The sequence below is a fragment of the Caldicellulosiruptor bescii DSM 6725 genome (genome assembly GCF_000022325.1).
GTDB lineage: Bacteria > Bacillota > Thermoanaerobacteria > Caldicellulosiruptorales > Caldicellulosiruptoraceae > Caldicellulosiruptor > Caldicellulosiruptor bescii.
In genome coordinates, this window is the sequence record NC_012034.1 from 2,241,196 (window position 1) to 2,254,617 (window position 13,422).

The window sequence follows — 13,422 nt, forward strand, 5'->3', positions numbered from 1 at the left end:
CCTCCTAAAAAATTTGTATTGACTTGTAAGATTTACAGGTTAAATTTATAAATCCACTTCTCTGCACTTTGTCTCAACAAGTTTGATAGCTCCCTCTTTGTCCTCACCTAAAAGTAAATCACACATCTCTTTTGCCTTAGCGTTTGTAAGAAAGATATCTTCTACCTTTTTTCCATCTTTGTATTCAATCTTAACATAAAAGACTTTCAATACATTCACCTTCCCTGCAAAAAGCCATAAAAACCATATTAAAATTATATCACAAGCTGAAAAAAATTCAATCAAAATGATTAATTCAGATATTTTATTCTTCATCAAGCAAAAAACCGTACTTATTGTCTGTTGATTTTAAAAGTACATAACCTAAAAACTGTAAATTACCACCTTCTATTGATTCGAAATTTGGATCAATTAGAATATTTCCTTTCGAATCAATTAGTCCAGTTCTGTTGTTTTTAATTATAACTCTTAAATCCTTATATCCCATAATATAAACGTTTATCACTTCATCATATTGAGGTTTTATTTTAAACCTGCCTTTTTTATCAATAAAACCCCATTTGCCATTCAGTTTGACAGCAGCAGTATCACCAACAAAATACAATGCATCTTCATATTGCGGTTTAATTGCAAAATTACCTTTCCTGTCTATATAACCACATTTCCCACCAAGTTTTGCAGGAGCTAACCCTTCTTTGAAAATACCCAATTGATTAAACTTAGGTTTGATTATAACTTTCCCACCTTTTTCAATGTACCCCCATTTACCTTTTAGCTTTATTCTTGCCAAACCATCCGCTGTAAAATTAGATATTTCTTCAAACTGAGGTTTTATAATGAGCTTTCCGCTTTTATCAATGAAGCCCCACTTACCTTTTTGATTAACTCCTGCAAACCCACAGTCATCAAATGGTGTAACACCATCAAACTGTGGTTTGGTTATAATTTTACCATTTTCATTTATAAATCCAATTTTGTTGTTTTCTATAATCTTTGCTACACCAGAATAAAAATATTCGTCTACACTGTCAAACTGAGGTTGAGTAATAAGTTTCCCATATTTATTTATATAAGTCCACTTACCATCTTTTTTTACAGCAGTTAATATAGTAGCATTTTTAGAGGTTGAACAAAATTTAATGACATCAAATTGAGGAGGAACAACAATTTTGTTGTAAATAATTCCTCTTTTTCCTTTCGAGCCTGTCATCAAAGCATCTTTTTTAGTCGGACCCAAAAAGGGGTCACCGACATAATCATATTGAGGCTCAGCAATAATTTCACCATTCAAATTTGCAACCCCAACCTTTTTTCCTTTTTTAATTAATATAAAGTTTTTATCTATCAACCGTTCAAACTCATCATACTTAAAATCAACCTTCACCTTACCGTCGAAAGTTATAAATCCCCATTTTCCGTTTTTCTTTGCGATCAATATATTCTTTGAAACAACTGAGATATCTTCATAAGCAGGTTCAAACATAACATGTCCAGTCATAGAAACAGCACCAATGTGATTATTTTTAGATACTGCTATTATTCGTATATTATCAGATCCTCCAACAATAGAATAGTATTTATCATACTCTGGATTAATGAGAATTTTTCCACTTATATCTGCAAACCCGATTTTTCCTTCTTTTTTTATTGCAACCAAGTTCTCATTTAGTAGTTCTACTTCTTCAAACTGTGGCTGAACAACTGTAGTCCCAGCAGCTGAAACATAACCATATTTTTCATCTTTTGAAATTATAATTATTTTGTCATATGGAGGTAAATTTGGTATAACACATTCATCATACATAGGTTCAGCAATAAACCTTCCAGTTTTATCAATTATGCCCCATTTCCCGTTTTGTTTTACAGGAGCCATGTTTCCAATAAAATATTTAGCGTCTTCAAACTTGGGCTCAATTTCAATCTTACCATTTTCATTTACAAAACCAAACTTATTGCCAACTTTTATTTTTAAAAGACCGTTGTATATATCATAGACATCATCAAATACAGGTTCAACTAATACCTTCACTGTATTATCAATAAATCCCCATTTTTCGTTTTTCTTTACCTTAAACCCGGTGCTTAGCTGTTCTATTTCATCGAATTGAGGTTTCACAAGTACTCTTGCTTTTTTTAAAAAAATACCCCATTTACCATCTTTTTTAACCAAAACCCTTATTTCATAGTCTCTTGACCAATCACCATGTACCCAATCTAAATATTTAACTTCGGTAAATTGAGGGTGAATATAAACAAATTTCTTAACTGGAAATCTTTCAATTTCAATGTTTGCAAAAGCAACTTTAAATTCAGTTAACAACAAAATTACAATTGCTATAATTAAAATCAATCTTGATTTGTACAAAATATTATCTTGAATTCTTTTTAAAAACATGCAAAACTACACTCCTCTCCATTTATTTTTTATGTGTGCTGTGAACTACCATTCACCTAAAGAGGTGAAGGCATCCTACTTCATCTACCAGACTTGCTATTGATGAGAAAATCCTCAGTAATAGAACTCCACTCTCTATAAGCGTAAATTCGGGCAGTTCATCCTACTTATTGCTTATACGAAAAATTCCATAGCTTCATAGATTCTTTGCTACATTTTCATTCTTATCATGGACAAGTTCCACATTTCGGACATTTCCATATTCTATCTTTCAACTTTAGTTCTTTGCTGATGTTTCCGTTTTTATTACTACATATCTTAGAAAATGGAAATGACCTTTCTGCCTATACTCATGCTCCTTTGAAAGTCATTCTCTTACTTCCCCAGTTTTTGGGATCTTCTTTCTTCCTTGACAATTGCCTCTGCACTCTTTTAAGTCTCTCTTCTGCTTTGATAAAATATTTCAGATATTCAATCTTCAAAGTTTCTGTCTCACTTGTAATTGTTACAAAACTCTCCAAATTTAAATCTATCCACAACCAGAGAGATTAGTCAATAATTTTATTTTCCAATTTATAATGTTAATTGTAGATCTGAGTTATACTGTTAATACATTTTCTAATGCTGAAAAACTCAATTTTTCCATTTTGGGCGGCGTAAGTTCTCTTCTTGTTAAGTAAATATTAATTTCTAAGACTTTGGCAGCTTTAAAAGTATCCATCTGAACTTACTTCTTGCCTTTTCAATCATGCTATTTTTGCTCACAAGGCGGCGCTTGTTAAAAAGAACATGCTTTCTTAACTTGTAAAGGCATTTCATATGAACAGAATAAAACTCTGCTTTTTCTGATATTTCAGAAATAAAATTAAGGGTAAGTAGGATTTGCAAAAAAGTTTGTCTTCTTAAAATTTCCAAAGGATTTTGGAGAGCAGTTGGTAACAGATCGGTTTCAACAGCAAAGCTTATAGATTATGAAAACCTTGATATTAAAATTCTTGACAACCTTTATTCATATGATTTTTATTTGGCAATCTACGATGCAGAAAAAGGAATACTTTATATGTTCAATATTAACACATAAAAAAGCTCCCTTTCTTGGCATTAGCTTTTATTTATATCTTACATACAGCCAAGTACAGGGAGCTTTTTGTCTTGTAATTTCCAAAAAATTATCTTTAATCCAAATATTCCCCAACAAAAACCTCCTCGGCAGGTCCTGTCATAAAAACTATACCGTCATCTTGCCACTCTATTTCAAGAATTCCAAAATAAAGGTGGACACTTGCTTTTCTTTCCGCATAGCCATTTAAGTTTGCTGCTATCACAGAAGCACAAGAACCAGTACCGCATGCAAATGTAGCCCCTGCACCTCTTTCCCAAGTTCTCACTTTTATATTATTCTTGTCAATCACCTGAACAAAATTGACATTTGTTTTTCTTGGAAATACCTCATGCTTTTCTATTTTAGGACCTAAAGTATAAATGTCTACCTTTTCTAAATCGTCAACAAACAAAATAGTGTGAGGAACACCCATCAAAAGAGATGTAATTCTGTATTCATTGCCATCAACTACAATAGATGTATTTATGGCATCACTTTTTGGGTCGCCTTGCATTGGTATATCTTCTCTTTTAAAGCTGGGCTTTCCCATATTCACTTTAACTTTATCAACAAGTCCATATTCGTTTACAAAAAGCTCAGGTTCAATTATTCCTGCCAATGTTTCAACTTTGAATTTAGTAGATTTTACAATTCCCCTTTCAAATACATACTTTGCAAAACACCTGATTCCATTTCCACACATCTCAGCTTCAGACCCGTCTGAGTTTATAATTCTCATCCTGATATCAGCAAGCTTCGAATCTAAAACAAGCAATATCCCATCTGCTCCAACACCAATATGGCGATGACACATCTTTTTTGCAAGCAAGTTATAATCTATATCTTCTTTACCCCTTGCATCTATCACAATAAAGTCATTGCCAAGCCCGTGCATCTTAGAAAAAAGCATTTTTGTACCTCCTTTTCAAAATTTTTAGTTTCTAAGCGAAATTATAGGTGGTGGAACTCTTCCTCCACGTTCAATCAACCTTTTTGGTGAGCTTCTATTTATTTTCATCACCTTTGAACCTCCCAAAAGCCCACCAAAGTTAACCTCGTCGCCTTCCTTTTTGCCGTATGCAGGAATCACACGCACAGCTGTTGTTTTGTTGTTGTAAACACCAATTGCAATCTCATCTGCAATCATAGCAGAGATAACTTCAGCTTCTACATCGCCCGGCACAACTATCATGTCAAGCCCGACAGAACATACACTTGTCATAGCTTCTAGTTTTTCCAATGAAAGTGTTCCACTTTCAACCCCTTTTACCATTCCAGAGTCTTCTGATACAGGTATAAACGCGCCAGAAAGTCCACCTGTGAAACTTGCCGCCATAGCACCACCCTTTTTTACAGCATCATTCAAAAGCGCTAAAGCAAATGTAGTGCCATACCCGCCTACCTTCTCAACTCCTATCTCTTCAAGTATCTCTGCAATGCTATCACCAACTTTTGGTGTTGGCGCTAAAGACAGGTCTACAATCCCGGCTGGAATTTGAAGCTTTTTGCTTGCATACTGCAAAACAAGTTGACCAGCCCTTGTTATTTTAAATGCCATCTTTTTTATTGTCTCATAAATCTCATCAATTGAAGCATCTTTCTTCTCTTCCAATGCTCTTTTCACAACACCAGGACCTGAGATTCCCACATTTATACAGCAATCTCCCTCGCCTGTCCCATGAAACGCACCTGCCATAAATGGATTATCATCTGGTGCGTTTGCAAACACAACAAACCTTGCGCAGCCGAAACTGTCTTTGTCCTTTGTTTTTTGTGCAATATCTTTTATTATAAACCCAAGATGGGCAATCACATCAAGGTTAATACCCGACCTTGTTGTGCCAACGTCAACCGAAGAACATAGTCTATCTGTTGAGGCCAATGCATCTGGGATAGAAGATATGAATTTTTTAGTATTTTCATCATAGTTTTTGTGAACAGCCGCAGAGTAACCACCTATCAGATCAACCTCAAGCTCTTTGGCAATCTCATCAATGGCAAGCGCAACTTCTATGAGATCTTCATATGAATAAGAAAAGGTCAAAAGAGAAATAGGTGTAAGAGCTACCCTTTTGTTGACAATCGGAAGCCCAAACATATCTTCTATCTCATTTGCTACATTTTTAAGATTCCCCGCATATTTTATAATCTTTTTTCTCATGTTATCAATAAACCTCTGTGGAATGTCAGAGCTACAATCAAAAAGGCTTATCCCTACTGTGATTGTTCGAATATCCAAATTGCTTTGCTTTACCATATTGATAGTTTCAATTATCTCCTGTGATGTGAACATTCTGCTTTCATCTCCTCAAAAAGAAAAATTATTATATTCTGTTTATGCTATTGAAAAGGTCTTCGTGCTGCATATTTACATCAACGCCTATTTCCTCTCCTTTTTTTATGAGAAGATCTTTCAGTTCAGAAAACTTCAATTTGCAATCTTTAAGGTCAACAAGCATTATCATCGTAAAAAATCCTTGCATGATCGTCTGGCTTATATCAAGTATATTTACATTGTTCTGGGCAAGTAAGCTCGAGATTGCCGCAATTATACCAACCTTATCTTTACCAACAACCGTTATTATTGCTCTCATCATTCTTTCCCCCAAAAGTTTTTATAATAAAGTTTTTTGGACTTCAAAGCCTTTCTAAAACCCAACTGTACTCAGGAATTGCGGGAATAGCACCTTTTTTGGTCGCACACAGAGCCCCTGCTATGTTTGCCTTTCTTACAATTTTAACAATTTCATCTTCTGATAAATTTTCAATTGGCAAAGATTTTGAAATTTCATACAAAACCATACCAACAAAACAGTCTCCACAACCAGTTGTGTCAACCACATCAACTTTTATTGTATCAACAAAATATGACTTTCCCTTAAAGAAAACCATGCTACCCTTTTCGCCAAATGTTACAAGAAAAATCTTTACCTTGTCTTTTATTCTATTATAAAAGTTATTTACATCCTTTTCATATAGCAAAACCTCTTCCTCAGACATCTTCAGAATATCAACAAACCCATTTTCAACAGGCTCAATCATGGTATCCAAAGCCTTTTTTTGGCTTTCCCACAGGCTACTTCGGTAATTTGGGTCATATGAGATTGTGCTGCCACTTTGTCTTGCAATCTTTAAAAGCTCAAAGGTGGTTCTTTTGTTTTGTTCATATGTCATTGAAAGCGAGCCAAAGTGAAATATATCAGCTGATTTTATAACATTAACATCAATATCCTCTACCTTTAAGTAAACATCTGCACCATGTTTTCTTGAGAAGGAAAAAGATCTCTCACCACGGCTGTCAAGCTTTACAAACGCAAGAGTTGTAAAATACTCATCTGTCATTTTAATATTTGAAATATCAACACCACAGGTAGAAAGGCTATCTATAATCATTTTTCCAAACATATCATTTCCAACCTGTGAGATTAAATGGGATTTCCCTCCAAACTTTGCAACTGCTGCTGCCACATTTGCAGGAGCACCGCCCGGGTTTGCTTCAAACAGGTTATCTTTTACATTCAAAAAATCTATTAAAACCTCTCCGTAGCAGACAACTTTCAAAAACCAATAGCCCCCTTTTCTTTGAGTATAACATTATTATAGAACATTTAATATTCACAAGTGAATAAGATATAGAGGGATAAATAAACCTTGTGAGAAACCTTTTAATATACTCTTAAGCATACTTTTTAAAAGTTCTTTACAGAAGAAGTGTCAAAATTTTTTATAGCATATTAAAAAATAAGGGGCTCTTCTGCCCCTCTCAAAAGTCCTCAATATCATTAAACACTTATATCATGCACACTCTTAATACTTATATTCTTTACCTTCTCCTTCTCAAACACATCCTTTACCCTCTTTGTAACTATTAAAGATATACCATCAAGCAGGTTAAAATCACTGCCGTCCCAGTCCTCAGGCTCAAAATACCATCCAAACCTCCTTATCTTCTTAGTCCCATCCAGCCTCTCCTCTACTATCTCGCGATATAAATCCCATCTGCTTCTCAATATATTACTCACAACACTTATTCCCCAGTAACCTTCGCTTATTACACCCTTCTTCTTATCCTTTATCACTACCTTAAATTTCCTCCACCCCGTAAACCCATACCTCTCCAAAATCTCTATCACCCTGCTCGACACTATCAGTATTTCACTTCCTGTGGTAAGAACATCTGATAACCCTTTATTCCTTATCCTCCAAAACTCTATCGCACCTTCTTTTTCCACAATCTCATGCCCTCGTCTTAATATCTCTAAACATTTACCACTTATATAATCTTCCTGTCGCATTTCTACTTGCATTGAGCGCCAATCAGGTATAAGATGATAAAAATTGTCATAAAAACTAAAATCTAACCCTTGTGAACCCATATCTATCCGCTATCTCCCTTCCTTTTTCTATCACTTCAATTATATCAATATCCTCTATCCGATCTCCATGTTTTCTCAGCAACTTCCTCATTTCCTCTAACCATTCTCTATTATAATCATAACTTTTCTTCAAATGGTTCTTTGCATCCCACAGCCCTAAAAACCTCACATCGTGGACATTCAACCCCGCTTTTTTAAATATCAGTTCATAACGACCACCTTCCCCAAATAAACTCTGTGGAAATATGTGGTGAACTTGATATGCCTTGTTTGCCAAATCCTTTATGTTATCTATACCCAGATATTTATACAAACAATCTCGATAGTTGGATTCTTTGAAAGCACTCACACCCAACGACTTTGCCAGCTCATTGCTGCTATTTATAAAATATACTAAATCTTCTTTATTTTTTATCTCTCTTGTATTATTAGAAATCATAGCCAGTCTTCTTTCGGCATTCTCCAACCCCTCGTGAATGCTCAAATAAACTGCCTCTCTGCCATACTCTTCTGATAATTCCATCAGCTTTTTGTAATGTGAGTCTATATAGATATTTAATCCCTGGGTAAAAAATTCCCCTATCTTATCATACAGTCTTCCTGCTACTGATATTTCAAAATTCGACAATTTCCTGCAAATTTTTTCGGCAAACTCAGGTGAATATTTCGCAACAGAGTCCCTGAATTCTTTACTTGAATTTTTCTCTATTTCATCCAAATATTTAAGCCACTTTTCAATATCATCTGCTCTTCTTATATCATTAGCATTTAAAGTTAAAAACAGTAACCTTTCAACTTTCTCGATACCTGGAATCTCTTCGCCAGTTATGATGTCTTCGCCTGCTAATATTTCTATGATATCTTTAATACCACAAGGATCTAATAATCCTAAAATAGCTGAAAATAGAGTTTCGCTTGTTGATGCTCCCTCAAATTTTACGATAGGCTCTATGGTTTCTAAAAACCGTGTATGTCTATCTACAATAACCTTAGGACTTACTTGGCGTAAAATTGAGCAATATTTGTGCCCTTCAAATACACAATCATTTATAAATACTATTGTTTTGTGATAATAAGCATGTATTCCAATGCTATTGTTTCTAAATGCACAGGATAAAAATAGAATGTTTTTTGAGCCTCTTTGCAGTGTTCTAAATGCCGGTTCATCTTTGCTGTTATTGCAGTTTTCGAATATACATTCATCAAACCTCAAATTTGCATCCTTGCTGTCAACTATAACAGGGGCACTATAAAATATGCTCTTATTTATCCTGACAGGTTTGATATTTGCGCAAAGCCACAGCCCGGCTGTTGAGCAGCTATGGAATGTGGTATTTGAAACCAAAAGCTGGGAACCCTGCGGAGAACAAACCGGACTTACATATATACCCGTCTTCACATTCTTGAGTGTGCAACCATCTATCTTAACATATCCCTTGTGTCCTATGCTTAAAAAACCCGCAAATGAAGAAAGCTCTATATTCGTAATTTCGCATCTGGGTTGGTTACCACACTCCATTGGGGCTACTACCGCAAAAATGGTCATTCTTGAAGTATATTCTCTAATTGCTTTGAGTGTATTAGACTTTAATGAATTATTTGGATTTCCTATTTTCACATAAGTTTTTTTGTTAGGTCCACCTATTTTTAAGGAGCCGTAAACTTTAAACAATTCAGGGTATTTGCTGTTAACATAAATGGTTGAGCCCTCACAAATTATTAACTCTTCATCCGGTTCAATCAGAAGTTTTTCATCATTTCTTGAGCAAAAAACTATGTTTTTATTCAACATTGTAACTTTGCTTCTTTTTCTGGAATTATTTAAAGTTTGCTGCTTTTTGTAAAGAGAGCATGTTGTTGTTAAGATTACATCCTCAACTGTGTTTCTTTTCACATAAAGCGGAAGCTCTTCTCTTAAATAGAGGACTGCTTCTTCATAGTCACATCCCCACAAAGTTGTTTCAGTGTTAGGATCAAAAGCTTCATCACCGGAAAATAGATAAAACTCAACACTATCACTCAAACCATCTTCATCGCTATCAACAACAACCGGATTTGTCCCTGCTTCTATTTCCTCAAGATCGCTCAAAAGGTCGCAGTCGGTATCAAAATCGATAGGAGATGTTTTGTATTTAAGCACCTCACCGTAATCTGAAAGTCCATCCTCATCACTATCAACTTTGGTTGGATAGCTCACAAAATCCCAAATTTCTAAATTTTCCAGCAATCCACCCCACGGAAGTTCCAGTGTTATTTTCTGGGAGTTCTTTAGCTCTTCAGAGTCAGCAAGTCCATCTCCATCAGTGTCGGTAACACTGTCGTTTAAATCTGGTGCTTTTTTAAGTTTGATTATATCCAGATTGGACAAAACAATCCAGCTGCCATCATTGACATATTGGTTTGCTAAATCAATTAACTTTTCAAGTGTTGAAGAAAAGTCGGAATAGATGTCTGCAAAAATACCTTTTGTTTGGCTGGAAAAAGCAGAATACAATCCTTCAAACGACGTAGGACTTACAACTGAAACAATAATATTATCACTTTTGAGTCTTTCTATTATCTCATCTGCTGACTTTATTCCAAACCTGTTCTCAAGCTTGTAGTTGGCATCTGTTAAAACAACTATGAATTTTGTGCTGTTTTCTCTAAAGCCAAGCAACCTTGCCGTTTCAAGTGCATCAATCAGCGTCTCAGGTGTATCGCCACCACCATCAACTTTTATACTTCCGAGTGCATTTTTGAAGTCATCTGCTGATGAGAAAAATCCATGACCTACTGTTGAATTTAGACCATCACATGTTATATCTTTGTATGTTACAAGCCCTAAATTTACACTAATATCTTTTGTTTTTAGCTTATCTACAAAATTGTTAATGTTTTGCTTGACAGCATCTATTTCGTCTGACATTGAACCTGTTGTGTCTATAACAAACACAATATCAGCCTGCCCGGAAGGTGAAACAGTCCCACTTTTTAAGCCAGTTATATCTAAATACTTCTTAAGATTTATAAGATAGTATACACTGAAATGATTTGTTTCAACAGTAATAGTTTTTGAACTCTCATTATATGTTGCCTTTGGTAAGCTAAACTTGCCACCTTTGGTATCATAGCACACAACCGCAAAATGGCTCAGCTGACCTCCCTCTAAAACAGTGTCATTTAACCTAAATTGAAGCTGGGCTATTTCAAACGGTTCAAAACATTCAATTTTAACAGGTTCTCCTACTATAAAGCCATTTGCAAAAAATGTGGATGAATTGTAAACTTTTTGGACAACAACACTGTTGACTATTTCACCCTTTGCTTTTATCTTGAGTCCAAAGACAACCTGTTCATTTTGATTAACACTTCTTAGCCTTTCGCCTGATACAACTTGGTAGATACTTTCTTCTCCATCAATTACGCCATTGCCGTCACTGTCTTTGCTAAGTGGATTTAAACCACTATCTACTTCTGTTTTATCAAACAAACCATCTTCGTCAGTATCTACTTTTATTGGATTTGTTTTTGAGATAAATATTTCATCATAATCACTAATTCCATCAAAATCTGTGTCTGCAAAAATTGGAGATGTAAAAGTTTTTTCTTCAGACAAATTATCAAGCTTATCATTGTCAAAATCTTCTTTGGAATCAATAATGCCATCACTGTCAGAATCAGAAATGAGTGGGTCTGTTTTCGAAATTTCAAGTTCAAAATAATCACTCAGTCCGTCATTATCAGAATCCTTAGAAAGTGGATTTGTGCCAAGCTCTGCTTCATAACTATCTTCAAGCCCATCTCGGTCACTATCCTGCACTTTGGGGTTCAAACCCTGCATGCTCTCTTTTTTGTCATTTATGCCATCAAAATCGCTGTCGAGGTTGCGAACATCTACTATTTCTTCGTTTGAATGACTCTCTCCAAAGCTGTTGTAAGCATACACCACGTAATAATATCTGCCATCTTCATAACATGTTGTATCTACAAAACTTGTATTTTTTGTCTTTGCTATTTCTTTGTAATTCTCTTCAGTTTCTGCTTTTCTCTTTACAACATAATATTCAGCATTGCAAACTTCATCCCACTCAAGATAAACATCTCCATAGACACTGTCTGCCATAAGAACAAATGGATAAGGATACTTGTCGTGGACAACAATCCTGCAAACATCAAAACTTCCTGTCTCAGGCAGATTTGCCTTAACCCTTGTCTCTCCTACTGAAACTCCTTTTACATTGCCCTGTGAGTCCACCTCAGCAATATCAGGATTTAAGCTAATCCACTCAATCTTGCCTTTATACCCTACAGGTTCAATTATATATTCTATCTTTCTGCTTTTGCCAATCTCTACATCCAAACGAGTCTTTGCAAAAGAAATCTGATATGGCACACCAGACTCTACAACAGTGACTTTACATACAGCCTTATATCCTCCATCCTTAGTTTGTGCAATTATATTTGTGGTTCCGGCTGCAACTCCTGTTACCATACCTTTTTGGTCTACTTCGGCAATTGAAGGGTTTTCGCTGCTAAAAATTACTTCTTGATTATCCGCCCACTCTGGAATAACTTTAGCAAATAAATATAAACTCTCACCTATTTCAATTTCCATTTCCTTCGGCTCTAAGCTGATGCTACAAACTTTTTTTGAGAATATCTGTATGTAATTTAAAACTGTTTTTGAATTACCGTGAAAAGATGTGCTGAGTGTAAGGTATTCATCATTTAAAATTACTTTCTTTTTTATCTGCTGAAATTCACCTCTTTTGAGTTTCAAATTTAAACAGAACTCCTGCCCTTCCACAATAACTGTGTTACATGTGTCCTTATTTGCACTCCCCACACTTATTACAACATCATAAGCTCCATTGGGAAGTTTTATCTGCCATTTATTGTTATGTTCTAATATCACGCCGGTACAAACAAGAGGGTCTTTGCAAGCATTATCCCTGAAGGTTTTCGCCTTCTTTTCAAATCCAAAATCAAGCCCGAATTGATTTGAAAAAACTTCACCACTGTCTGGTATAAAACCTTCTGTTAAAATATTATTTTGTCCTTTTATATACGGCTGAAAATTAATAGATATAAGAGAAGAGTTAAAATCTAAATTTGCAGCCTCTTTGTAAGCTATAGCCCTTTTTTCTTTTCCCGAAATGTTTTTTATCTCCCAAATCACCCTGTCACCAGTAAATAATGTTGAAAAAGCAGTTGCATGTTTCCCCGGTTCAAATCTGTAAATACAGTCACCTCTTTTGATATCGCCAAATAGTTTAGAGTGCCCTTTCGGAAGCATTATTGTACTCTTATTCGGATTTTCATATCCCCATGTTGCTTTATACTGGTTATTGTCAAGCCTCTCAACTTTTGTCACAAATATTGAAATGTCTTTTAGAACTTTATCTGAATACGAAAAAGCTTGATAGGAAAGAAAAATTGAAATTAAAAAAGACAAAAGCATAACAAAAGATATTACTCTTTTTGGCATCCTCTATACCCCACCATTTTTTTAATTTTATAATATCATATCCAGTTTATTTTTGTAAATATAGCTTGAAACAAATTAA

Annotated in this window: 9 protein-coding genes; all 9 read right to left on the minus strand. The window is 34.9% G+C overall.

The window, feature by feature from the left end; translation table 11 throughout:
* Positions 1–45: 45 nt before the first annotated feature.
* The gene (locus ATHE_RS10610) at positions 46–315 is read right to left on the minus strand and encodes a hypothetical protein (protein WP_015908461.1); all 270 of its coding nucleotides are present in this window, start codon (positions 313–315) and stop codon (positions 46–48) included.
* Entirely contained in the window at positions 305–2,395 is a 2,091-nt protein-coding gene (locus ATHE_RS10615; RefSeq protein WP_015908462.1) for a WG repeat-containing protein, read from the minus strand. Before ATHE_RS10615 ends, ATHE_RS10610 begins: the two co-directional genes overlap by 11 nt.
* Positions 2,396–2,745: 350 nt before the next feature.
* Positions 2,746–2,916: a hypothetical protein gene (locus ATHE_RS14650; protein ID WP_156046820.1), complete on the minus strand. Its 171-nt coding sequence runs from the start codon at positions 2,914–2,916 to the stop codon at positions 2,746–2,748.
* 654 nt (positions 2,917–3,570) lie between these two features.
* Positions 3,571–4,407 (minus strand): diaminopimelate epimerase, encoded by an 837-nt coding sequence (gene dapF, locus ATHE_RS10625; RefSeq protein ID WP_015908463.1) that lies wholly within the window; start codon positions 4,405–4,407, stop codon positions 3,571–3,573.
* Between the two features lie 24 nt (positions 4,408–4,431).
* A complete protein-coding gene (locus tag ATHE_RS10630; RefSeq protein ID WP_015908464.1) occupies positions 4,432–5,790 on the minus strand; it encodes a PFL family protein in 1,359 nt (452 codons plus the stop codon).
* A gap of 31 nt (positions 5,791–5,821) precedes the next feature.
* Complete coding sequence (locus ATHE_RS10635; protein WP_013412665.1) at positions 5,822–6,091, minus strand: ACT domain-containing protein; 270 nt, start codon at positions 6,089–6,091, stop codon at positions 5,822–5,824.
* A gap of 43 nt (positions 6,092–6,134) precedes the next feature.
* Positions 6,135–7,058, minus strand: coding sequence for a carbohydrate kinase family protein (locus tag ATHE_RS10640; protein ID WP_015908465.1), 924 nt, complete (start codon positions 7,056–7,058; stop codon positions 6,135–6,137).
* Between the two features lie 221 nt (positions 7,059–7,279).
* Entirely contained in the window at positions 7,280–7,873 is a 594-nt protein-coding gene (locus tag ATHE_RS10645) for a hypothetical protein (protein ID WP_015908466.1), read from the minus strand.
* Complete coding sequence (locus ATHE_RS10650; RefSeq protein ID WP_015908467.1) at positions 7,848–13,343, minus strand: Ig-like domain-containing protein; 5,496 nt, start codon at positions 13,341–13,343, stop codon at positions 7,848–7,850. The genes ATHE_RS10645 and ATHE_RS10650 overlap by 26 nt, the downstream gene beginning before the upstream one ends.
* Positions 13,344–13,422 lie beyond the last annotated feature (79 nt).